At 59.7% G+C, this 23,416-nt stretch carries 21 protein-coding genes; 11 read left to right on the forward strand and 10 right to left on the reverse strand.

Annotated elements, in window-relative coordinates; translation table 11 throughout:
• Nucleotides 1-188 precede the first annotated feature (188 nt).
• From FJ398_09060 to FJ398_09070, 3 genes are read left to right on the forward strand one after another with little or no spacing between them, the layout of a single operon-like run.
• Nucleotides 189-1,403, forward strand: a complete 1,215-nt coding sequence (locus tag FJ398_09060; GenBank protein ID MBM3838098.1) for a hypothetical protein — start codon at nucleotides 189-191, stop codon at nucleotides 1,401-1,403.
• The gene (locus tag FJ398_09065; protein MBM3838099.1) at nucleotides 1,400-2,356 is read left to right on the forward strand and encodes a hypothetical protein; all 957 of its coding nucleotides are present in this window, start codon (nucleotides 1,400-1,402) and stop codon (nucleotides 2,354-2,356) included. Before FJ398_09060 ends, FJ398_09065 begins: the two co-directional genes overlap by 4 nt.
• Nucleotides 2,353-3,348, forward strand: a complete 996-nt coding sequence (locus FJ398_09070) for an integrase (GenBank protein ID MBM3838100.1) — start codon at nucleotides 2,353-2,355, stop codon at nucleotides 3,346-3,348. Before FJ398_09065 ends, FJ398_09070 begins: the two co-directional genes overlap by 4 nt.
• Nucleotides 3,349-3,433: 85 nt before the next feature.
• Here the strand turns inward: FJ398_09070 and FJ398_09075 are convergent, their stop codons facing one another.
• Nucleotides 3,434-3,673, reverse strand: coding sequence for a hypothetical protein (locus tag FJ398_09075; protein ID MBM3838101.1), 240 nt, complete (start codon nucleotides 3,671-3,673; stop codon nucleotides 3,434-3,436).
• A 291-nt stretch (nucleotides 3,674-3,964) separates the two neighbouring features.
• Nucleotides 3,965-4,402 (reverse strand): hypothetical protein, encoded by a 438-nt coding sequence (locus tag FJ398_09080; protein MBM3838102.1) that lies wholly within the window; start codon nucleotides 4,400-4,402, stop codon nucleotides 3,965-3,967.
• A gap of 432 nt (nucleotides 4,403-4,834) precedes the next feature.
• Between FJ398_09080 and cysK the strand changes: the two genes are divergently transcribed.
• Nucleotides 4,835-5,818, forward strand: coding sequence for a cysteine synthase A (cysK, locus tag FJ398_09085; protein MBM3838103.1), 984 nt, complete (start codon nucleotides 4,835-4,837; stop codon nucleotides 5,816-5,818).
• A 132-nt stretch (nucleotides 5,819-5,950) separates the two neighbouring features.
• On the opposite strand, the gene FJ398_09090 is transcribed toward cysK, so the two are convergent.
• Nucleotides 5,951-8,410 (reverse strand): hypothetical protein, encoded by a 2,460-nt coding sequence (locus FJ398_09090; GenBank protein ID MBM3838104.1) that lies wholly within the window; start codon nucleotides 8,408-8,410, stop codon nucleotides 5,951-5,953.
• Between the two features lie 492 nt (nucleotides 8,411-8,902).
• On the opposite strand from FJ398_09090, the gene FJ398_09095 reads away from it, so the two are divergent.
• From FJ398_09095 to gcvP, 4 genes are all read left to right on the forward strand, one after another.
• On the forward strand, nucleotides 8,903-11,374 hold the full coding sequence (locus FJ398_09095; protein ID MBM3838105.1) for a hypothetical protein: 2,472 nt from the start codon (nucleotides 8,903-8,905) through the stop codon (nucleotides 11,372-11,374).
• A gap of 195 nt (nucleotides 11,375-11,569) precedes the next feature.
• Nucleotides 11,570-11,869 carry a response regulator gene (locus tag FJ398_09100; protein MBM3838106.1) on the forward strand — a complete coding sequence of 100 codons (300 nt, stop codon included), beginning with the start codon at nucleotides 11,570-11,572 and terminating at the stop codon, nucleotides 11,867-11,869.
• Nucleotides 11,870-12,036: 167 nt separating this feature from the next.
• Nucleotides 12,037-12,651 carry a glycosyltransferase gene (locus FJ398_09105; protein MBM3838107.1) on the forward strand — a complete coding sequence of 205 codons (615 nt, stop codon included), beginning with the start codon at nucleotides 12,037-12,039 and terminating at the stop codon, nucleotides 12,649-12,651.
• The gene (gene gcvP, locus FJ398_09110; GenBank protein MBM3838108.1) at nucleotides 12,644-15,628 is read left to right on the forward strand and encodes an aminomethyl-transferring glycine dehydrogenase; all 2,985 of its coding nucleotides are present in this window, start codon (nucleotides 12,644-12,646) and stop codon (nucleotides 15,626-15,628) included. The genes FJ398_09105 and gcvP overlap by 8 nt, the downstream gene beginning before the upstream one ends.
• 17 nt (nucleotides 15,629-15,645) lie before the next feature.
• Here gcvP and FJ398_09115 read toward each other — a convergent pair whose 3' ends face one another.
• The 6 genes from FJ398_09115 to FJ398_09140 all read right to left on the reverse strand — a co-directional run bounded on the left by FJ398_09115 (nucleotide 15,646) and on the right by FJ398_09140 (nucleotide 20,077).
• Entirely contained in the window at nucleotides 15,646-16,065 is a 420-nt protein-coding gene (locus FJ398_09115; protein ID MBM3838109.1) for a clan AA aspartic protease, read from the reverse strand.
• 45 nt (nucleotides 16,066-16,110) lie between these two features.
• Nucleotides 16,111-16,887: a M14 family metallocarboxypeptidase gene (locus FJ398_09120; GenBank protein MBM3838110.1), complete on the reverse strand. Its 777-nt coding sequence runs from the start codon at nucleotides 16,885-16,887 to the stop codon at nucleotides 16,111-16,113.
• 14 nt (nucleotides 16,888-16,901) lie between these two features.
• A complete protein-coding gene (locus FJ398_09125) occupies nucleotides 16,902-17,081 on the reverse strand; it encodes a hypothetical protein (GenBank protein MBM3838111.1) in 180 nt (59 codons plus the stop codon).
• 15 nt (nucleotides 17,082-17,096) lie between these two features.
• A complete protein-coding gene (gene bioB / locus FJ398_09130) occupies nucleotides 17,097-18,050 on the reverse strand; it encodes a biotin synthase BioB (GenBank protein ID MBM3838112.1) in 954 nt (317 codons plus the stop codon).
• 477 nt (nucleotides 18,051-18,527) lie between these two features.
• Nucleotides 18,528-19,157 carry a guanylate kinase gene (locus FJ398_09135; protein MBM3838113.1) on the reverse strand — a complete coding sequence of 210 codons (630 nt, stop codon included), beginning with the start codon at nucleotides 19,155-19,157 and terminating at the stop codon, nucleotides 18,528-18,530.
• 47 nt (nucleotides 19,158-19,204) lie between these two features.
• Nucleotides 19,205-20,077, reverse strand: coding sequence for a YicC family protein (locus FJ398_09140; protein MBM3838114.1), 873 nt, complete (start codon nucleotides 20,075-20,077; stop codon nucleotides 19,205-19,207).
• A gap of 133 nt (nucleotides 20,078-20,210) precedes the next feature.
• Here FJ398_09140 and FJ398_09145 point away from each other — a divergent pair, with 133 nt between their 5' ends.
• From FJ398_09145 to FJ398_09155, 3 genes are all read left to right on the forward strand, one after another.
• Nucleotides 20,211-21,779 (forward strand): hypothetical protein, encoded by a 1,569-nt coding sequence (locus FJ398_09145; GenBank protein ID MBM3838115.1) that lies wholly within the window; start codon nucleotides 20,211-20,213, stop codon nucleotides 21,777-21,779.
• 66 nt (nucleotides 21,780-21,845) lie between these two features.
• Complete coding sequence (locus FJ398_09150) at nucleotides 21,846-22,052, forward strand: hypothetical protein (protein ID MBM3838116.1); 207 nt, start codon at nucleotides 21,846-21,848, stop codon at nucleotides 22,050-22,052.
• Between the two features lie 11 nt (nucleotides 22,053-22,063).
• Nucleotides 22,064-22,573: a DUF72 domain-containing protein gene (locus FJ398_09155; protein MBM3838117.1), complete on the forward strand. Its 510-nt coding sequence runs from the start codon at nucleotides 22,064-22,066 to the stop codon at nucleotides 22,571-22,573.
• Between the two features lie 8 nt (nucleotides 22,574-22,581).
• On the opposite strand, the gene FJ398_09160 is transcribed toward FJ398_09155, so the two are convergent.
• Nucleotides 22,582-23,403: a four helix bundle protein gene (locus FJ398_09160; protein MBM3838118.1), complete on the reverse strand. Its 822-nt coding sequence runs from the start codon at nucleotides 23,401-23,403 to the stop codon at nucleotides 22,582-22,584.
• Between the last annotated feature and the right edge of the window lie 13 nt (nucleotides 23,404-23,416).

Below are 23,416 nucleotides of genomic sequence, written 5' to 3' on the forward strand. Positions count from 1 at the left end.
TTATCCAAATCTTTGGATAAGACGATTTATGCTGAGTGCCGGATTATGCCAAGTTGGTGACAGCCGAGTGTGCGTATTCGAGTGAAAACTGGGTGCCCGCTTGATTTGAACTTGGGATAATTTCGAGTTCGGAGGACCAGTAATTTTCGGTTGGCGGCGATGCGAAGCTGACGCCGTGATGGAGGTCTATGATCAAAAGACCCCGTTACGGTTCATACCACGTCGGTCGGCATGCTTGTTCCTCCGACCTTCATCTCATTGACGGAGCCTTTGCCACGCACATGCGTGAGCACGGCTATTCATCGAGCGCCATTGCACAATACCGGTATTACCTTGTTCGCGTTGCCGGTTGGCTTGCGGTCCATCGTCGCCGGTTGACCAGTCTTTCCCGCAAGGAGCTGCCTCGACTGGCACGCCTGATGGTGCCGAAGGCGACCTATCATACACTTTTCGGTGTGCTCAATCGGTGGCTGAAGTTCCGTCAGTGCTACGCAGTAGCACCGCGCGAGCCGTGGGCCTCTTGGCTCAGCGATTATGGAGCATTTTTGAAGGACCATCGGGGCTTCGCGCCTCTGACCGCAGAAGGGTATGTCGCGTATGCACGGCGTTATCTCTCGTGGCAGTTCGGTGACCGCGAAGCACGCTGGGCCGATGTCCGAGCTCAGGATATTTGGCGATACGCGGAGCTTTGCGCCCAGGGTTACACTTCCGGCTACGCCAAGACCCGTCTTGGTGCCTTGCGACGGTTTCTCGGTTTCGTTCAGCTGCGCGGCGCCTGTCCAGTGCAACTGGTGCAGGCGATCCCAAAGATAGCTAACTTTCGCCAACACTACAGTCCGGGCGGGCTCACCGACACTCAACGCAAGAAGTTGCTCCGATCATTTGATCGACAGACGGCACAAGGCTGCTGTGAGCACGCTGCGGCGCTCTGCATGATCGAGTTGGGGCTGCGCAACTGCGAGGTGGTCCATCTTCGGTTACCTGACATCGATTGGGAGACAGGCGTGGTTCGTGTGCCGACGATGAAGACCGGAGTCGCCCGCATCCTCCCGCTACCCGCGACAGTGGGCGACGTGCTGCGCCACTATATTAAACGTTTCCGTGGAACCAGCCCGAGTGACCGCGTATTTCTGCGGCACGCCAAGATGTCCGGAACCCCGGTCAGCACCCATTGCGTGCGGATGGCCATGCGGCGCGCTTACCGTCGTTGTGGGTTTCCTGGAGCCTACGGCGGGACCCACGTCTTGCGACGGACTTTCGCCACCCGGCTTCACGCGCACGGGGCGGACCTGCGCGAGATCGGCGATCTCCTGGGCCACCAAGACCTGATGACTACCAGCCTCTACACGGATGTCACCGTCTCCGCCATGCGCGTCCTCGTTCAACCCTGGCCCCTCCTATGAAACCCATCTCCATGCATTCTCGGGTGCGCGCGTATCTCGCGCACCGTCGCAAGCTCGGATTCATACTGAGCGAGCAAGCCGATCACCTGCGCAAGTTCGCCTCGTTCGCCGACAAGACGGCGCCGGGGCAGCCGCTCACCACCGCCCTCGCGCTGCAGTGGGCAACCTCGGTCGGCCACAACCGATGCGGATATCACGCCATGCGGTATCAAGCGGTGCGCGGCCTGGCACGCTACCTCGCGGCCCTCGATCCGCACACGGAGGTGCCACCGGCGCGGATGCTCGGTTCGACGTGCATTCGTCGCCAGCCGCACATCTACACGCCTGAGCAGGTTTGCCTCATGATGAAGCGGTCCCGGCAGATCCCGCATCGGGCCTCTTACGCGGCACTCCGGCCACAGACGTTTGAAACCATGATCGGGTTGGCGTTCTGCACGGGTCTTCGCCCGGCGGAGGTGTGCAGGTTGCGGCTTGCCGACTTCGACCCTCGGGCGCGCACGATCGTGATCACGCAAACGAAGTTCAGTCCGCAGCGGACTTTGCCCTTACATTCAACCGTCGTGCGGGCGTTGGAACGTTACCTGGAGGCTCGACGGCGTATCATTCCATTCGGCGATCATTTCTTTGTCGGCCAGCGCGGGGTCCCTTTCACACCCGGCAGGATTGGCGAACACTTCCCCTCGCTCGTCCGTGGCATTGAACCCAACGGCGCGCGACCCGGGGTTCGCTTTGCAGACCTGCGACACACTTTTGCCACCCGTTTGATCTCTGGTTGGAGCCACCGAGGCGAACCGGTGCCGCACTACTTGACGCTGCTATCGCGCTATATGGGGCACAAACAATTCAACGCCACTTGGTGGTATGTGTCGCCGGACTGCTCGTCGCTCAAGACCGCGATGCAGCTCTTTCGACGATTCCAGCAAAATCAAACCTCCAACCATTCCCCGCAATGACTTCCAATCCATTCCCCATTCTCATCGAACGCTTCTTTACCGATCATCTTCGCACCCAACGCAACGTCAGCCCACTGACGATTGAGGCTTACAGCGACACCTTTCGTATTCTGCTGAGATACCTCGCCGAAAAGCATCGCCGGACGATTGATCGACTCACCTTCCGTGAGTTCGGGGCCGACGATATTCTAGCGTTTCTCGACCATCTCGAACGCGTGCGGGGTAATTGCGTGCGTTCCCGCAATGCGCGTCTGGCGGCCATCCGGGCCTTCGCGCATTTTGCCTTGGCCTATTCCGGTCCTGCTTTTGCGGTCACCAACCAGCGGATTCTGGCGATCCCCTGTAAGCGCACCACCAAACCCGTGCTGAACTTCATGAACCGCGAAGAGGTTATGGCGGTGCTCGCCGCCATCGACACGACGACCAACTTCGGCCGACGGGATCATCTGTTTTTCAGTCTCCTTTATCAGACCGGCGCTCGCATCTCGGAGGCGTCACAACTTCGCCCCGGTGACGTTCGGGATAGGTTTGTGCGGCTGCACGGCAAGGGCCGAAAAGAGCGGGCGGTTCCCATCGCAAAAGATTTGATGGCCCGGCTGCACGTGTGGGTGAAGACAAACAAGGTGTCGCCTGATCGCCCAATATTCGCAAACCGCCAGGGTGCCGCGCTGACACGTGAGGGCATCGCGCTCCGTCTTGATCTTGCCGTGCACAAGGCGGAGCAGACTTGCCCATCATTGCGGGGACGCCGAATCACCCCGCATACTTGGCGTCACTCAACTGCGATGCACCTGCTGCAGGCCGGCGTGCCGCTGGAAGTCATCGCTCTCTGGCTCGGGCACGAGCAACCCGCCGTGACGCATACCTACGTGCAGGCCGACATCAAGATGAAGCGGGAATGCATGGAGCTTCTTGAACAACCCGGCAAACCACGACGCAAACGCGAACCTATGCGCTTCTCCCGACTGCTATCATTTCTGGAGGCCCAATGATTATCCCAAGTTCAAATCAAGCGGCCGCCCAGTTTTCGCTCGAATTCGCACACTCGGCTGTCACCAACTTGGCATAATCCGGCACTCAGCATAAATCCAGGGCGGCCAGAGGGTCCTTGGTGGCGGCCGTGCGATGTTTGGCGACTTGAATGGAAGTGCCCGCAGGCACAATGCCCGCGCTGCAACTCCATTCAAAAAGTTTCTTCTCGCGCCGCTGCGCGATGGCCGCCAGCAAATCCTGCACGCGCGTTTCCTCGGACGAAACGAGGTAAAGGATCGGATAACGCGCGCGGATCAGCGTCTCGATTTCCTGGCCCAAGTCCATCGTGGCCCTGGACCTTAAACGGTTTTCACTCGGGAGGAAACCACGGAATGACACCGGCTCACGCTGATTTGCCCGAGCGTTGACCTCGTCATTGCGCAGATTGAAGGAAGGGATTGATCACGGCCACTGAGCCATACCTTTGACCGTGGTTCCTGCAACACTTGGGCCGAGACGCCAAATTCTTGCGAAGAAACTAACTCGAGTGCTCTTTTCTTTTTCGCCGCCTCTCCCGGCGCGTTAGAGACCGCATAGATAGTTTATGATGGTTCTGCTCCACATACTGCACCGGGGTCAGTGAGGTCGGATAGATAAGGGACTCGTTTCTCTGTTGCTCCATTTCGACGGACCGGATGGCTCGACCGCGTTCACCGACAGCAGTCTGTGGGCGCATGCCATGACCGTGAACGGAGGCGCCAGCATCAGCACGGCACAGTTGGTGGTGATGCTGGTCAGAAGCCGAAAATCCAGCGGGCGGGTAAATTTCTCCAAAACACAATTCCACAATCCAAGAACCTGCTTCATTCGAGCTTTCTCCGCGCGGTCTTGTTCCAATCGTCGTTCGTATCGTATGGCGTTCGTCGCCACCACTCCGTAATTTCGCAAACCTACCGCCTGGGCCAGTTCCGCCAGTTTCATCCCGCACAACCGCCGCCCCAAATACAGCGCCAGGTCCCGTTTGGCTCCTCCGCCCCATTCCAGCACCCTCTGGCATTCCAACCATTCCGGCACCCGTTCCTAGCCGATGTAGGCCCGATATGAACTCCACCGATACCGCCGCAGTGGGGTACATGCCTTCACCACCAATCCACCAAGCCACCAAGCAATATTCTCAATCCAATATTCTGACTCCAATCCAATAATTCAATTCATTGCCCATCTCATCACCATGCTCTATTTCGTGGCCGGTAAGCTTCGCCTGCCTCAATTCTGATTCCACTGGAAACAGCGAAGAACCGGGGATACTCCTTTCGGTGTTTGGTGTGTTTCGTGGGATCCAATCGCGTTTTCCAGGACCGCCTTGGTCTCAATGGGTCCGGTGTTAGTTAGTCTGATTCAACCGTCTATCGGATGGCGCAGAAAAGTCTTGCGGCACCGAAAAGCATTCCCCCACTATCCCTGCCACGCAAACGCATCGTGCTTGCGCAACAGATAAGGAACTCTATGGGTCGCATCTACAATGACATCGTCGAGACTGTCGGCCGCACGCCATTGGTTCGATTGAACCGCGTCACGGCGGGAGTGCCCGCCACCATTCTCCTCAAGTGCGAATTTTTCAACCCGCTCGGCAGCGTCAAAGACCGGATTGGCATGTCCATGATCGAGGACGCGGAACGCCGCGGCGTCATCAACAAGGACACGGTTCTCATTGAGCCGACCAGCGGCAACACCGGCATCGCGCTCGCGTTCGTCGCCGCGGCCAAGGGTTACAAACTCATCCTGACCATGCCGGAGACGATGTCGTTGGAGCGCCGCACGCTGCTCGGGATGTTGGGCGCTAAACTCGTCTTGACGCCCGGCACCGAAGGCATGAAAGGCGCCATCGCCCGCGCGGAACAACTGGCGAAGGAAACTCCCAACTCCTGGATCCCACAACAATTCGAGAATCCGGCCAACCCGGAGATCCATGCCAAGACCACCGCCGTGGAGATTTGGGAAGATACCGACGGGAAGGTGGATATTCTTGTCGCCGCCGTCGGCACGGGCGGAACGATTACGGGCTGTTACGAAGTCATCAAGCCCAAGAGACCTTCGTTCCAGGCCATCGCGGTCGAACCGAAGGATTCGCCGGTGATTTCGCAGACGCTCGCTGGACAACCGGTCAAGCCAGGCCCGCACAAGATTCAAGGCACGGGCGCCGGCTTCGTGCCGCGCAACCTTCACCTGAAGGATTCCAAAGGCAATTCGCAAATCACCGAGTGCATCCAGGTCTCGAACGATGACGCGTTCGCGATGGCCCGGCGGCTCGCCAAAGAAGAAGGCATCCTGGCGGGGATTTCTTCCGGCGCGAACGTCTGGGCTGCCATTCAGGTGGCCAAACGCCCTGAAAACAAAGGGAAAATGATCGTCACGGTCGCGTGCTCGACTGGGGAACGCTATTTGAGCACCCCGCTCGCCGCCGAAGCCAAAGCGGAAGTGGGAGGGTAGCTCGCCGGCAGATTAGCCAGGCCACCACCGCCTCTTACTCCTAATCCTACTCTTACTCTTAATCTTAATCTTAATCTGCCGAGCCGGAGAGTGAGATTAGGATTAGGATCAAGATTAGGAGTAGGAGTAACTTCAGGGCACAGGCCACGCCCGGTAGAACCGATACACGAATCGCGACGAATTGGTGTCGGTCACCTCGGTTTTGTTCGTGGCAAACAACCCTGAAAAGATTTCTGTCCAATCGATCAGGTTGGTGCTGGCCTGCAACGCGAACTTCTGTCCGGTGGCGCCGCTGATCGCCAGCTTCATTCCGCTTCCCAGGATGACCGGCACAACCAACGATTGAACGGCGGGAGGCAGATTCGCCGTCGCGAGCGTGAGATTGATCGGTCCGGTCCGGTTGTTGAAGCCATCGATCGCCAGCGCGTAGGTGGTCAACGCCATCGCGTTGAAAGTCAGCCGAGTCGTCAGGGTGTTGGTGTCGAATCGGACGCTCATTCCGGAAGCCATCACGAGATTCGTCAGCGAGTTTCCCGTGTAGGCCGCGGGCCAGGGAATGAATTCGGTGCCACGGCCAGCCAGGGTCACGACCACCGGACCGGAAACGGGCGCAGTCCATGAAAACCAGACCGAGCGCGAGCTGGCCACACCCGCATGTTTGTCCGGTTCGCCGCTTTCCTTGGTGGCGTAGAGATTGGAGCTTTTCACGGTGAGGGAGGCGCCCGCCAGCGGCACGCGGTCTGCGAAATTGTCGTTCGGCGGTGGCGGCGGAAACTTCAGGGCAAGATCGAACGGGCCGGCCTGCCCCGCGAAGCCATCGACGGCGACCGAATATTCGCGGTTCGCGACGGCCTCAAAGTGAAGCGTCATCACACGGTTGGTCGTGTCCAGCGCGAAGTCTCGTCCCGCCACCACCGTCAGTGCAGAGATGGAAGCTCCCGTATAGACATCCGCGAGCGGAAAGAAATTGGTGGCCGTCACCGACAGGAGCACGGTGCCGCCTTTCGGCGCAGTCCAGGAATACCAGACTGAACTGCCGCCTGGATTCCCGCCGTGCATGGCCTCGCCCGGATCGACCGTGGCTTCGCGGTTGGAACCGGAAATGGACGGCGCCACACCGGAAAGCGCGATGCGGTTCGTGAAGCTGTCGTGGCCGGGACGCACGATAATCTCCACCGGCAATGCCGTGGAGGAGGCCCCCGAATTGTCCGTTGCAAGCGCGGTGAGAGTGAAGCGGCCCGGGGGCAAGTTGCTCCAAATCACGCTGACGTCGTTCGTGGCCGGAACCGGCGCGGCGTTCGTCGTCACTCTCAGGCTCACGTTCTCGTGAAAGAACTCAATCTGGCGAACGGCGCCACCGATGTCCGAAGCGTGCGCGGCGATGACGAGATTGGCGCCTTCCTTCAGAATCGTGCCGTTGGTGGGCGCGAGGATCCGAATCGCGGGCGGCACGGTTTGAACTGCGGGGCCAAAAAAATCGGCGACGAGCAGCGCATTGGCATTCACGGTGAGCGCATTGTTGGCGCCGTTGGTCGTTCCCGGCAGACCGATGGGCACGGCCATGAATGAAATGTCCGGGTTGGACAGATAAGGGATTGATTCGCCGGGAGCATAGGACATGACATCGCGGTAGATGGTGTCATTGAGGACAAAGCGATAGCCAAACGAAAACGGATAGGAGCCAGGCTTCAATTTGCCTTCCGCATCGAGCGCGTGCTCGCGGTCGTGCTGGGCTCCGAAATTGTGGCTGATCTCGTGAACGAAGATGTAGCTCCCGAGCAAATCCGCACGCTTGACGACAGTGAAGGCGCTGTCTCGAAACGCAAAACTGGGCGCTCCCATAGTGAAGGCCAGCCCGGACGTCCCCGGATCGCTATGCTCGGTAATCAGGCAAACCAGGTCCGCGCGGTTCGTCTCCCGGATCAAATGAATCTTATCGAGGAAACTGTCGCTTCTTGATTGGAGGCGATTGAGATTTGTGGCGTTGCTTGGGAATTCGGAGTAGCCGACCTCACGCAGATGGACCAGGCGCAGCCGCACGTCGGCCTGGCTGTTTTGATAGACGGTGTTGGCTTCCGCAACGGCCAATTTGATCGAGGATTCAATGGATTCCTTGCTGCCTGCGCCGATGCGCGCCTCGGGGGTGTAGGCGACCAGGACGTCAACGACAGTTACCGTATTGGTGGTTGGCGGCGCGGCCGGCGGAATCGTGGAAAGCAACCTGTGCCTTTCGGGCGTGTTTGCCGCCCACGAACCCGTCGTTGGTAGGGCGAGTCCGTCCCGGCGAGCCGCTCGACGCGCTTGGAGCACGTCCGTCTCGGCTCGCTGTGGACAGGCTCGCCCTGCCGTCAGATTCGTGGGAAACTGCCAAGGAAGCGGCGCCATGCGCACAGGGCATGAACTTGCAAGGACGCGTTCCACCGCGTCCATGGAATGGCTCCTTCGATCGCTGAGTAGGGTCAGGGACGGAGTGGAATCTGTCCCTACCATCTGGTAGGAGAAAAGCGCCGAGGCGCTCCAGAGAAAGAGTGAAAACATCCCTATTGCAGCAATGCGACGCCGGGCGTTCAGGACAGTTGGGAGAATCGACATGAGCGGGGCGGTGCTACTCGTCGAACGTCCCGTTGTGAGAAAGACTTAGCGTTGGCCCGGACCAATGAAGGCGAGCTAGCACAAGACGGCTTCTTGTTGGCGGGATTCGGCAGATGCCCACGCAAAAATCCTGCGGAGCAGGTTCTTGGCCATCGCGGAACTTTGAACTTGGAACCTGCAACCTGGAACTGTCGATGGGGATTCGCCTTGTTTCACCGAACTTGTGAGTTACATACTAATTCCGTCGTGAATCCTGAACGAGAGATTGGACCGCCTTCGCCGCCAGCTGGAGAGCCGAGTTGCACTCTCTCAGTATCGCCAAAATTCAACCACGGATGGACACGGATCGACACGGATAAACATCAGTCGAAAATCCGTGTTCATCCGTGTCCATCCGTGGTTAAAGAATTTGCGCCTCTCGCGAGGATTTCCAGAGATACTGATAGATTACGAATCTGCGCTACACGCATCGCGGCGTTGCTCCTCCTGGCTATGACGGTGGTAGCCTCGGCGGCGTCGCACTACGTCTATGTGGTCGATACGTCCAAGTCGATGAGCGAATACCGTGCGCCATTGCTGGATCGAGTCAATCTGGACATGAGCTACGCGTTATGGGGTGAGAAGCGGCTTTACCGGGAAGGCGATCAGATTCATCTCTGGAGCTTCAACCTGGCGGTTCAGGAACACCTGACCCTGGATTTCAGGCCTGGATTCGAACAGAGCTTCCGATCCCGAATCTCCGCCGTGCTGGCGCGAATGAAGCCGGACGGAGGGACCAGCCTCTACGGACCGATGGGCAGGGCGTTGGAACAATTCAAAGAGGAACGTTCCGGCGATTTGAGCGTCGTGCTCTATACCGACGGGAAGATCACTCTGAACAGGCGGGAGGCGGATTACCTTGTCGCCATGTTCAAGCAATATTTCGAGCCGGGCAATCGCTTGAAAGATCTGATCCTGGTCCGGTTCGGAACCCGAAACATTCGTCCGGAGGTTACGAGTGTGATCAGCGCGTTGAACGGAAGAATCATCGCTTCGGGCGAACCGCTCGACCTTAAAATCGCTCCGTCCCCTCAGCCCGCCGCCACGCCTCCCGCGCCCCAACCCCCATCGGTCATCTCAGTTGCGCCGACAAACATCCTGCTCACCAACGTCCTCGCCCCGGAAATCACGAAAATCGTTCCTCTGGACTTCAAAGTGGACCCTCCGGCGCCGGACGCCTTGATCGAACTGAACCTGGAAGCGACGAATCTTCCGGGTGGATTCAGCATCACGGCAGCGCCCGACAAGCTGGCCACACACGGCAATCCCACTGTCACCTTCGTGATCAAAGGCGCGCAACCGGGCCATTTTTCAGCCAAACTGAACCTCTCCGGGCCAGGCCGGATTGAGCCCGCCGTGATCCCGGTCGCTCTGGAGATTCTTCCGCTCACACCAGACCGAATTGCGCTGCAGTTTTTTTCCGAAACCCCCGCCAATTTCAACCTCCCAGCCAATGGAGATTGGCAACGCATCCCAACCGTCGGACTGTCCTTGCTCTACCCGGATCGCTTGAAAGAGTCCCTCGTTCGATTCGAATTCCAGACACCGCCAGGTGTCGAATTGCAGGCCCTGGCCAGCGCGGACTCATCCAGGCCAGTGGAGACCGGCCAACCCGTCGCGCTCTCCGCGTTGGGCCGCTTTGTCGGCTTCCAAATCCGCGCCATGACCCAGGACATTGTGGGAAAGCCGCTGACGAACCGGATCACCGTCCGCCCCGCGCCCGGCCAAAACGTCCAGGCAGAAGGAGCGGACACGATTGAAGTCCCCGTGCGATTTGTCACCGCTGCGGAGGTTCGCGTCGAGACCAGCGAAATCGCTCTCGGCCAAATCCAGAGTGGCACGAAGAAACTCAGAGGCGTCCTGAATCTCCAGGCCAAAGGCGAAGCCATTGGAAAGAAGCTCCGGCTCGTCAAACACGGGCAAGGCTTGGCTGGAATCTCCTTTGCGCCGACCGACATCCTCTTGAAGCCCGGAGCAATGTCCGTGGACCTGGAATTCACCGGTTTTGAAGAGCACCCGCCTGGACCGATCGACGGCGCCCTCAGAGTGGTCGCTGATGAACCGACCTCGACGATGGATTTGCGCGGCGGGTTGGTGATGGTCCGGGGAACCATTCCAGGGCCGGGAACAGTCCAGGCGGAGATCGACAACCCGATGGTCGCAGGCCAGCCCTTTATTATCCGTGTGCGGCTGGATGCCCGGACAAACGCTCCGATCCACGCCATCGTTCGCGAACCGGACTCAACCAAGGACCACGAAGTGGCGCTCACCGATAACGGGTCCGTTGAGGACGGCGACGCCAGAGCCAACGACGGCGTTTATTCGGGAACGTTCCGGCGTGCGGATCACATCGGGACGTACCGGGTTTGGTTCGTTCGCGAAGGCTCCAAACAACTGGTGCAGAGCGCCCCGCTCCCTGTCCCGTATTTTTTCAAGCCGCAATTGGATCCTTTGCCCGGCAGCTTGACCAATCGCAAACCGGGCGACTACCTCCGGCTCAAAGCGAGAATCATCTCCAATTATCCCGGCTCGATCTTCACCCACGTCGAACCGGCCGAACCCCGCGGCGCGCTTAATTGCTACGTCGCGGCCCAATCGCTCGTGACCGGAACCAATGCGATAGACTTGCTCGTGGGTCTCACGGCGGAGGCGCGGCCCGGGGTTTACAAATCCAAAGTTTATCTCGTCACGGACAAGATCGGAGAGGCTAAAGCCAGGATTCCGCTTTCGTTCGAGATCACGGTCACCTCGTTCTTTCAATACCTGATCCGGCTTGTGGCGATCACGGTCGGAGTGGCGGTTTTGATCTTTGCGGCCGTGGCCGCGCCCTGGAAGCGCCTCAGTGTGTCTCGATCCCGGAAGGCCTCCGAGCCAATACGCCCTTTCGCCGAAACCAATCAACCCACTGATTACCGCCCTCAATGAAGAGTATTCTGATCATTGAGCCCGACCTGGCCTTTGGCATGTCCTGCGTTCGCGCCATGGTCGTGGCCGGCTTCCAGGCCGCGCACGTCACTAGCTCAGCGAAGGGGTTGAACTCGGTCAATCAATCGCGCCTGGACGCCGTGCTTCTGAGTCTGCGGTCCCGCGATAACCGTCCCCTCCAGTTCGAGTCCGGACATGGCCAAGGACGGCCAGGAGGCGCTGGAATTGTGCGGGCGGAATCGTTACGAGCTATTCATCCTGGACGTGAAAATGCCGGGGATGAATGGGTATGAGCTCTGCCAGAAGCTGCGCTCCATGGCCCATTACCGCAAGACCCCCGTGATTTTTGTCACGGGCGAAGATAACTTCGGCAGCCGCGTTCGCTCGGCCGGAAGCGGCGGCGACGATTTCATTGGAAAGCCGTTTCTCATGAAGGAACTCGCCGTCAAAGCGCTGATCCACCTCCTGGTGCATCGCCTGGGACAACGAAGTTGAATTCAGCCGGCACGATTCAGTATAGACGGGGAGCGGAGCGGTCTCGGCTGCATCAGTCGGGGTGAGACGCCGAGCATAGGAGTTTGGACATTTTCCGCGAAGGAATCCCGTTGGGATTACTGAATTCAGATGTCCCAGATGTCCAAACTCCAGTTCCGACTTGATCCATGCAAACCGAGAGACTTCTCATTTTCCTCAAGGCGCCTCGGATCGGCAGCGTCAAGACTCGCTTGGCGGCGGCGATCGGTCCCACGCCCGCGGCCGCGGCTTATCGAACGCTGGTTGAGGCGTTGCTCGACCGGCTCGCCGGATGCGCGGGGATTGAACTGCATTACACCCCAGAGGACGCGCTGGAAGAAATTTGCCCCTGGCTCCGGCCAGGCTGGACTGCTCGCCCACAATGTTCGGGCGACCTGGGCCAGAGGCTTCAAACCGCCTTTCAAAGCTCCTTTACGGCTGGCGCCCGGCGCACCCTTGTCATCGGATCCGATTGCCCGTTCATCGGACCTCCGGATATCGAGGCAGCCTGGTCGGCTCTTACAGACCACGACGTCGTTCTTGGCCCGGCGACGGACGGAGGCTATTGGCTGATCGGCTTGAACGCCCCGCAAGAGCATCTGTTCAAAGGTATTTCGTGGAGCACCGAGACCGTTTTGCGGGAAACTCTGAACCGCTGCCAGACCAGCGGCCTCCGCACCGTTCTCTTGCGCGAACTCCGCGACGTGGACACGAAAGAAGATTGGCAAGCGTATCTTCAATCCTTAAGTTCGCCGCATGTCTGATGCACAAACGCTGTCGATCCCGTCGGCGAAACCAACCTCGCTGAGCGGGACCGTGGCCCCCCCCCAGCTCGCCAGCTTGCCGACTCCTGAACTGACCCATCCGGATCGCTTTGTCCGCCGCCATATCGGCCCAAGTCCGGAGGAACAACAGGAAATGGTTCGATCCCTGGGCTTTGACTCCGTGGATGAACTGGTCGCAGCCACGATTCCAAAGGCGATTCGAACGGTCAGGCCGCTGGATTTGCCTCCAGCCCTGCCTGAGCACGAAGCGCTGGCTCGATTAAAAGGCGTGGCCACGAAGAACCAGGTGTTTCGGTCGTTCATCGGGATGAGCTACCACGACTGTCACATCCCATCGGTCATCCAAAGAAATATCCTGGAGAACCCCGGTTGGTACACGCCGTACACGCCCTACCAGGCCGAAATCGCCCAGGGCCGGCTCGAAGGACTGCTGAATTTCCAAACGATGGTTTGCGACCTCACAGGTCTGGAAGTGGCAAACGCCTCCCTCCTCGATGAAGCCACGGCCGCCGCCGAAGCCATGATGATGTGCCATCGCCTCAAAGGCGCCGAAGGGCGCCATCGCTTCCTCGTCGCCGACGATTGCCATCCTCAGAACATCGACGTCGTCCGCACGCGCGCCAGGCCGCTCGAGATCGAAGTCGCGGTGCGCGCCGGCGAAACCCTTCAATTCGATGACACTGTCTTCGGCATCTTAATCCAGTATCCCGCGACCGACGGCGCGATTCGTGATTACCGGTCTCTGATCGAAAAAGCGCACGCCGCCGGCGCTCTGGTCGTTGTCACGACCGATCTGCTGGCTTTGACCTTGCTCCGACCGCCGGGAGAGTTCGGCGCGGACGTCGCGGTGGGCAGCGCGCAACGATTCGGAGTACCGCTCGGTTATGGCGGCCCACACGCGGCGTTTTTTGCCACGCGCGACGCTTTCAAACGCCAAATGCCCGGACGGCTTGTGGGCGTTTCCAAGGATTCGCGAGGCCGCCCGGCGCTGCGGCTTTCGCTGGGCACGCGCGAGCAACACATTCGCCGCGAGAAAGCCACGAGCAACATCTGCACGGCCCAGGCTCTCCTGGCGAACATGGCCATGGCTTACGCCGTCTATCATGGCCCGGACGGATTGCGGCAAATCGCGGAACGAGTGCACAGGCTGACCCGGTTTCTCGCGGCAGGCCTGCAGAAGCTTGGATACAACGTAGGGCAGGCATCCTGCCTGCCTCCCGGTGGACAGGCTGGAAGCCTGCCCTACTTTGACACGCTCAGGGTCGATCTTGGTCCGAAGCCCGCCGCGGAGATCATCAAGACCGCGGAAGCTCACCGGATCAACCTGCGCGTGATCAATCCGAGCACGATCGGAATTTCCCTGGATGAAACCGTGGCCGAAAGCGACCTCAACACCTTGCTGCAAATCTTCAACGACGACCGCGCGCCTGCCTTCACCCTTGATGCGCTTTCCCCGAAGGCAAGTTCCATTCTGCCCGCCGAGTTCGCCCGGACGACGCCTTTCCTGACTCACCCGGTCTTCAATCGGCACCATTCCGAGACGGAAATGCTGCGCTACCTCCGGAAGCTCGAAGCGCGCGATCTGTCGCTCTGCCATTCGATGATCCCGCTCGGCTCTTGCACCATGAAACTGAACGCGACGTGCGAGATGCTCCCGGTCAGTTGGCCCGAATTCAACCGCCTCCATCCTTTTGCGCCCCTGAAACAGGCTCGCGGGTACCAGATGCTTTTCGAGGAATTGGAGCATTGGCTGGCTGAGATTACCGGCTTTGTGGGAATTTCCCTTCAGCCCAACGCCGGTTCGCAAGGCGAGTACGCGGGATTGCTCATCGTTCGCGCATTTCACGCCAGCCGGGGCGAAGCGCACCGAAACGTGTGCCTGATCCCGACTTCCGCGCACGGGACCAACCCCGCCAGCGCGGTCATGGCGGGTCTAAAAATCGTCGCGGTCGCCTGCGATGCCGAGGGAAACATTGACCTGGCGGATTTGCGATCCAAAGCCGAGGCGCACAAATCCGATCTGGCTGCGCTCATGATCACGTATCCTTCCACGCACGGCGTGTTCGAGGAAACGATCCGGGAAGTCTGCGACATCATTCATCGAAACGGCGGCCAGGTCTATATGGACGGCGCGAACATGAATGCGCAGGTCGGCCTTTGCCGCCCGGCTGAAATGGGCGCGGATGTCTGTCATTTGAATCTCCACAAGACATTCTGCATCCCGCACGGCGGCGGCGGCCCGGGCATGGGACCCATCGGCGTCGCTGAACATCTGGTGCCTTTCCTGCCGGGGCACCCCGTCGTCAACCTGGGCGGCGAAGATCCGATTGGCGCCGTGGCGGCCGCGCCCTGGGGCAGCGCCAGTATCCTGCCCATCTCCTGGATTTACATTGCCGCCATGGGATCGGCGGGGCTGGCCGAGGCCACGAAGGTCGCGATTCTGAACGCGAATTACATCGCCCGGCGGCTGAACGCGCATTTTCCCGTGCTCTACAAGGGCCACGAAAACCTCGTCGCGCATGAGTGCATCCTGGACCTTCGCCAGTTCAAAAAGGTCACCGTCGAGGACGTCGCCAAACGGCTCATGGATTACGGGTTTCACGCGCCGACAATTTCCTGGCCCGTGCCCGGCACGATGATGGTCGAACCGACGGAGAGCGAGTCCAAGGAGGAATTGGACCGGTTTTGCGACGCGATGATCGCGATCCGGGCAGAAATCGAAGCCGTCGAGTCGGGCCGCATCGACGCGCAGGATAATCCCCTCAAGAACGCGCCGCACACCGCGGACATGATCGCCGCCGAAGAATGGGAACATCCATACTCGCGCGAACAGGCGGCGTATCCGGCGGCGTGGTTGAAGGAACGAAAGTTCTGGCCCCCCGTGGGCCGCATCGACAACGTCTTTGGCGACCGCAACCCGGTTTGCACGTGCGCGGGGATGGAGGCCTACAATTAGAATTCGCGGAGATCGCCCTATCGAACAGGCACCACTGGCAGGATGGGGTGTTCGGGGTTGACCACGAGTTGCTGCAAGCGCGGAAGGATCACCAGGTCCATGTCCTCCATCGGAATTGCGCCAAGCAGGATTTCCGCTTCCCCCGGCAGGACCATGGCATCGACGGAACAACGGCGGTTCTGAAAACGCACTTCAACGGGTCCGACCACATCCAGGCGGTGTTGAGAGCCATCCGCCAGCACGGCGACACGCTGCTCAATGACCGGCAAGCCCAGTTGCTCCCGCACCCGTTCGTTCAAGCAGAGCATGTAAGCGCCGCCGTCCGCGTTTGTCTTGACCTTCATGGAACGGACCTTCACCGGCTCAAGCAAACCACGACGAACCAGCGCCAGATCATCGCCGTTCGTGATTTGAATCTCCGCATCAACCAAACCCATAGCGGAATTACGGTATCAGGGCGCCCTTTGGAGTGAAAGCGTGATTCACTGCGCTTGAATCGCGGTTCGCACTGCCGTCACCAGGGCGGCTACACGAGTTGGCAATGGAAAATCCGAAGGCGCTTCAAGCGTGTAGCTGTGCCGCGTCTTGTTCCGGATGAGAAAGAATGCTTCCGGCCACTGAGGGCGCTTGGTGGGATCGAGATCGGGGCGAATGATCCCGATTTGGGCCGGGCGGCCTTCAATCAGCGAGGAGTGATCGATCGGGCAGACTTCTCCCACTTCGCGGATGATCCGTTCGCCGTGCGACGGCTCGTGGTCGAGATTCAATTCGTAAAGGTAAAATCCGTTCGCTTCCCAATCTTCGTGGACACAGAGTGTCAGGTCGAAGCTGGGCTGTCGATTCAGCCAGGCGACGTGCGCCCGGATTTCATCGGTTACCAAATGGCGGTAATCACGGTTGAGGTCGATGCCCTTGGCGTTCTCCCGCCGGTTGAGCGGAAATCCAGTTGGGTTGAGACACGGACAAAGCCAGATCGCAGCGTCCGCTGGCCAGGAGTTCTCATGCAGCAACTGCCGGATTGCCAGCGGTCCAGCCGGTTCATCCCCGTGAATGCCCGTTGAAATGTAAATCTTCCTTGTCGTCGTTACCTCGGAACGATGAACGGTGAGCAAATCCAAGCCCGAGCCAGTCGGGAGTGTTTCAACGCGCCAACCGAACTTCCGAGCCGCCTCCAAGCCATCGCGAAGCACCTGCTCAATCTCGATGCGCTCGCCGAAGTATCCTCCCTGGTTCTTCCCGAGGCGTTGGACTCCGCTCATCCGATAAAAAGGAGCTACAACTCAAGATGCACGCGGCCCGGCGACGGGCCGTCGGTAGGGCGAGTCCGTCCCGGCGAGCCGCTCCACTTGCTTGGAACACGTCCGGACCGGCTCGCTGGGGACAGGCTCGCCCTGCCCAGAGATTCATGAAGCTGGCCCAGGTCCATTGCAGGTGTCAGGCTCTCCGTGTTCATCCGTGTCATCCGCGGTTATACCTTCTCCCAGTCTTCGCGTGTTGAGGATTCTCCTTTGAACGGAGGCCTCATTCGCAATCCCAGCAACTCCAGCATCGCGCGATCTGCGTTGTAATCCGGCGAGGGCACGGCCTGAGTCAGCATGCTTCGGGTTTCGCTGGAGAAGATCGAGTTGGCGCCGGCCAGGAAACAGAGCGCCTGCTCCGCCACACTCAACCGGGCGCGGCCCGCCGAGAGCCGCACAACGGCTTTCGGCATGAGAATTCGCGCCGTCGCAACCATGCGCAGAACTTCATCAAAAGGAACGTCCGCCTGGTCTTGGAGCGGTGTTCCGGGGACCTTCGACAGAACATTGATGGGGACCGATTCAGGATGCGGCTGAATCGCAGCCAGCGTCCGAAGCAAGGAAATCCGATCATCCTTGCTTTCGCCCAATCCCAAAATGCCGCCGGCGCAGACGGTGACGCCGGTCTTGCGAACGTTTTGGATGGTGTCCAACCGGTCGCGATACGTCCGCGTCGTGATGATGGTTTCGTAAAACGACTCAGAGGTGTCGAGGTTGTGGTTGTAAGCGTAGAGGCCCGCCTCGTCGAGTTTCCGGGCCTGGGCTTCCGTCAGCATCCCCAGCGTGCAGCAAACTTCCAGGCCCATCGACGTGACGTCTTGCACCAAGTCCAGCACGTGCTCGAACTGGGCATTATCGCGCACTTCGCGCCAGGCTGCCCCCAGGCACACGCGGCTCACTCCGCTGGCTTTGGCGCGCCGGGCGATTTCCAGAACCGCTTCCTTCTCCAGCAAAGGTTGCGCGTCGATCCCTGTTTCGTACCGAGCGGATTGCGAGCAATAGGCGCAGTCTTCCGGACAACCGCCGGTCTTGATGGAAACCAGTTTGCACACCTGCACCTCGGCCGGGTCGTGATGGCGTCGGTGCGCCTGAGCAGCCTGGAAAACCAAATCCAGCAATGGCATGTCATGGAGGGCGCGAATCTCCTCCAGCCGCCAGTCGTGCCGGATTTCCGTGGACGTATCTGCGGCCGAAAGCCTCGCGACGCTCCGCGACGTCTCCTTCGCGAACCGCGCTTCGGGTTGGATCGAAACCGTATTCTGTGCGCTCACGCGCGAGAACCTAACAAGCGCGCCCTGAGAAGCAAGACCGCCGCTGCTGTCCAAATCCACGCGCGCGCATCTCATCTTTTGCATGCAGGGACAACGGCGTTGTGTTTGTGAGGATGCGGGTTCATTCTCGGTCATTCACGGCTAAACGAGTGTTCCCCGTGGGCCAGGGGATAAAGCGGCGATCCCTAGTCCTTCATCGGCGGCAGGGTCATTGACAAAAGGTCAAACTTGAATTCTGCCGTATCGCGGATTTGCAATCCGCATGGTCTCGGGGGGTGAGTGCGCTTGGATCTCCTCACGCCCTGCCGAATGCAATTCGGCGATACGTTGTCAACAGTCCTTCATCGGCGCCATCGTCCGGAACTGGCGCATCTTCTCCGCAGCCAAGATCGCTTGCATGCGGCGCACATCTTCGGAGATGGACGAACTGAGGATGAGATAATCGTAATTGACCCATTCGGTAATTTCCCGCCGCGCCACTCCCAGCCGTTGCTCGATCACCTCGGCCGAGTCCGTGGCGCGCTTCCTCAAGCGTTCGGCTAGCACCGTGATCGACGGCGGCGTGATGAACACGGTGACGAGCGCCCGGCGCAGTTCCGCATCATTGTGCGCCTTCGCCCGAATCGTCGCCGCGCCTTGGACATCGATGCTCAACAACACATCCTGTCCGTCCCTCAGCCGATCAAACACCGACGAGCGCAGCGTTCCGTAATGATTCCCGTGCACGGTGGCATGTTCGAGAAATTCTCCGGCTTCCACGCGCTGGAGAAAACTCCGTTCGTCGAGAAAATAATAATCGATTCCGTCGCGCTCGCCCTCGCGCGGGGATCGCGTCGTGCAAGTAATCGCGCGCACGACGTTTGAATTCGTTTCGACGATCTTCTGGCACACGGTGGTTTTGCCGCCGCCCGAGGGCGCCGAGAGGATGACCAGCAACGCGTCTCCGAAGTGTTCGGCCATGGTCTTACGAGATCCTGATTTTGATCATCATCCCGAACGGCCACTGTTCATTCGACGTTTTGAACTTGTTCGCGAAATTTCTCCAACTCCGCTTTCAAGTTCACGACTTCGCGCGAGACCACGCTGTCCGCCGCTTTCGATCCTATGGTGTTGATTTCCCGGTTCATTTCCTGCGCGAGAAAATCCAGCGTGCGTCCGACGGGCTCCTTGGATTGGAGGCAAACCTGGAACTGTTTGAAATGGCTCTCTAGCCGCGTGAGTTCCTCGGACACATCGGAGCGGTCGGCGAAATAAACGATCTCTTTCAACAGACGCTCGTCGTCGAGGGCCGGAATCTCCAGGCCCGCGTTCTTGATGCGCGTGCGCAATTGGTCGCGATAGCGTTCGACCATCAGAGGCGCGGTCTGGCGAATGCGCGCCACCGACTCGCGCATGGCGGCCACGCGCGCGGACAAGTCTTCGGCCAGATGGCTGCCTTCTCGCTGTCGCATGGCGAGCAGGCCTTTCAACGCCTGCGCCAGGGCTTTCTCGATGGCCGGCCAGAACGTTTCCGTTTCCCAGAGAGGATCCTCGACCTGGAAGACTCCCGGCGCGCGGAGGACGAGATCAAGCGTGAGCGCGTTGTCGAATTTCAGGTCCTGCGCGAGCTTGCGAATTTCTTTGGCGTAGGCCTTGGCCAAGCCGGGGTTGATCAACGCCCGCCCCCGATATCCAGTTTCTCCCAGGTGCAGCGAGATTTTCGCGGTGATGCGGCCGCGCGACACCCAGCGGTTGATAGCATCCCGCACCAACGGCTCCAGGGACTCCAGTTCCCGGGGCAGGTTCACCGAGATTTCGCTCTGCTTCCGATTCACGGAGCTCACCTCCACGGTAACCTTGAAACCGTTTCGAGCGCACTCGCCGCGCCCGTGCCCAGTCATCGAATTCATGCGTGGCGGGAATATGAGGAAAGACCGCGACGCACGCGATACATTTTTGGGTAGCGTGGGTAGCGTGGGTTCGGATGCCAAAAGGCGCTTGCCTCGTGCGGGCTTCTGACCAGAATGCGGGCCGATGAAGAATCCCCTGATCGCCGCGGCCATGGCGCTTCTTGCGGTCGCCGCCACTCACGCCGCGGAGATGGAATTGCACTTGCAGACGCGTGATCCAGCCACGGGAAAGATCACGCTCGCGACGGAGAGGGTTGATCCGAAGCGCGTTGGCGTGATTGCCGTGGATGTTTGGAATTTTCACTGGTGCAAAACGGCGACGATGCGCGTCGATGCGATTGTGCCGCGATTGAACAAAGCGCTGGAGGCCGCCCGCGCGCTCGGGATGACCGTGATGCTTTGCCCCAGCGACGTCGTCGATAACTACGTCGGCTACCCGCAACGCGAAGCGATCTTCGCCTTGCCCAGAGTTTCCGTGCCCACGGTGACGAACGTTACATGCCCGCCCGCACCCGATCCCGGCGGCTGCGCCTGCGGGCGCGAACGGTGTGCCGTGAATTATGGCTGGGACGCCATGCATCCGGGGTTGGTCATCGGAGGCGCCGATTTGATGCCCGACACGCAAGCGGAGGTCTATGCGATTTGCCAGCAACGCGGTTTGACCCATCTGATTTACACCGGCTTTCACACCCAGGTATGCTTGCTTGGGAAGCCGATGGGGTTGAGAGCCATGAAAACCGCCGGGCTGCGCTGCGTCCTGGCGCGCGACATGACCGATGCGCATCCGGGATACGATCCAGCGCGCCATTTCACTCCGGATCTCAACACGGAACAGGTCGTGGAGCACTTCGAGAAATACCTTGCGGCCACGATCAGTTTTCAAGATGAATTGGCCAAGCTTGGGAAATGGGACTCGAATTGGGTGGTTGATCCCGTCCGGATTACTCCCTGGGGCACACCCATGCGCCCCCACCTCTTCGAGCAACCAATCACCGTCACGCTCACCGCGCCCTTTCAGGCCGACGCGCAAATCCGCTACACGTTGGACGGCACTAGCCCGACCTCCGGTTCGATGCTTTATACAAATCCGCTTGTCTTCGAGGCGACGACGAAGTTGCGCGCCGCCGCCTTCCGCGATGGGCGTGCGGTTGGCCTGGAATCACAGGGCTTTTTCGCGCGAATGGAACCCACGCCGCCTTTGCCGGATATTCATATCGGCGACTTGAAGCCGATCCGCAGCGTCGGATTTGGCCACACCTACGGTGGAGCCGTTCGGTATTCCGGAAACACCCAGCCGCCGCAAAAGGACAAATCGAACCTTGGCCAGAGCTTGAAGGTCAACCGCCAGATTCATGCGCGCGGCCTGGGCGTGCATGCCCCGTGTGAGGTTGTTTATGAGGTGAAGCCTGAATACAGGCGGTTCGTCGCGCTGGCCGGCGCGGACGAACACCTGGTCAGCATCAGCCATGGCTCGAATCTCGCCAGGTATCCGAGTGTCGTCTTCAAGGTCTTCATCGACGGCAAGGAGGCCGCCGCGAGTCCCGTTATGCGCATCTTATCTCTGGCGTGGCGCTTCAATGTCTCGATTCCCAAAGACGCCAAATGGATCAGCTTGGTGGCGATGGACGCCGGGGATGGTTCGCGCGAAGATTTCGCCGACTGGGTCAATGCCGGATTTGTCGTCCAGCGATAGCAAGCGATAGCGCACTTGGCCGGCTTTTGTCTGGCCAATCGAATCAGTCGCCATAACATTGCGGCCATGAAGATTGCTGAGATCAAGGGCCTGGTGGAACGCCAACCTTTCCGACCCTTTGCGGTGCGGCTCAACAACGGGGCCCAATACACATTCCGGGAACCTCGCGACGTTGGCGCTACCAAGGATTATCATATCCTCGTCTTCTTTGGCCGATCCGAGGCAGTGAGAATTGACACCGATAGCATCGTGGAGATCATCGAGCGGCAGTAAGTCCACTCACGATGAACCTTTACATCGGCACGAGCGGCTATTCTTACAAGGAATGGAAGGGCAGTTTCTATCCCGATGATTTGCCGGACAAACAGATGTTGCGCTATTACGGGGAACGATTTCGGACGGTTGAAATCAACAACACGTTCTATCGCATGAAGAAGGATGCGGCGCGCCTGGGTGAGTTTCTCAAACGGCTGCCAGAGGACCGACAAGCAGCGTTTGAGTTCCGCCATCAATCGTGGTTCGACGACGAAATCTTTGGCTTGTTGCGCGATCATCGCGCCGTGCTGTGCATTGCCGAGGCGGAGAATGACCTGGAGATTCCTTTCATCTCGACCGCGGATTGGGGCTATCTGCGGTTGCGTCGGCCCGATTATGGCGATCCGGAGCTGAAAGTGTGGGGCCAGCGCGTGCGCGAGCAGGAGTGGCGGGATGCGTTCGTCTTTTTCAAGGACGAGGACGAAGGCATGGGGCCGAAGATGGCCAGGAGGTTTTTGGAACTGGCGGCCAGTTCGTGATGTGAAGATCAGTCTGATCGGACCGATCCGTCAGCGCCCTCCAGCGTCCGCGTGCCCGTGCAGTCCGGATAAACCGAGCAACCCCAGAACTGCGAACCGGCTCGCGGCCCTCTGCGCGCCATGCGGAGCGCCATGGGCTTTCCGCAGTGCGGGCAGGTCGGGGCTGTCGGGTGTTGCTGCTTCTGGCGCTCAGCGATACGCGCTGCCGCCAGTTGCTCAATATAACCGCCGGCCCGAACAAAATCGCGTTCCAGTGCGCTGATCTGCTGATCGAGCAAGTAGTTCGTCTGGTGGAGCAGACAGATCAGCGCGTTGGCGACTACCGCGGGATCCGCATGGTCTAACCAGCGCGCGTAAGCCTGGTAATGCTCGACGGGATCGGTCCGATCCATCTGATCCGTCAGATCCATCTGCCGCCCCACCGCCCGCCCGGCCAGCGCCTCTGGAGAGTCTTTCGCCCACACGCGGAGTTTTCGCTGGCGTAGAAAATCCTCATAATCCAGGAGCAACTCCTCCAGGCTGGCCCGCGCGACGTTGACCAGGCGTAGCTCCGTTTGGCTCGTCGTTGCGGCGGCGCGGCTGCCTTCGGCAATGTTCGTCCCGCAACTGCGTGCCGCCTGGACCATTTGGTCATGCGTCCGGCTGCGTTTGTCTATGAAACGGTCGCAGAAGGAGACCGTAGCATCGTATATGACGGTGGCGACCTGATAGCTGCGCAGTTTCCCATAGCCGCCGCTTGCACGCAGGCGCTTTCGATCGTTGCAGGCGTCCGATTCGCCCGATCTGTCGCATCCGTCGGATGATGGCTGATTTGGCACGCTCCCAGGCATGATGATCTCACCG

The organism is Verrucomicrobiota bacterium (assembly GCA_016871535.1).
GTDB lineage: Bacteria > Verrucomicrobiota > Verrucomicrobiia > Limisphaerales > SIBE01 > VHCZ01.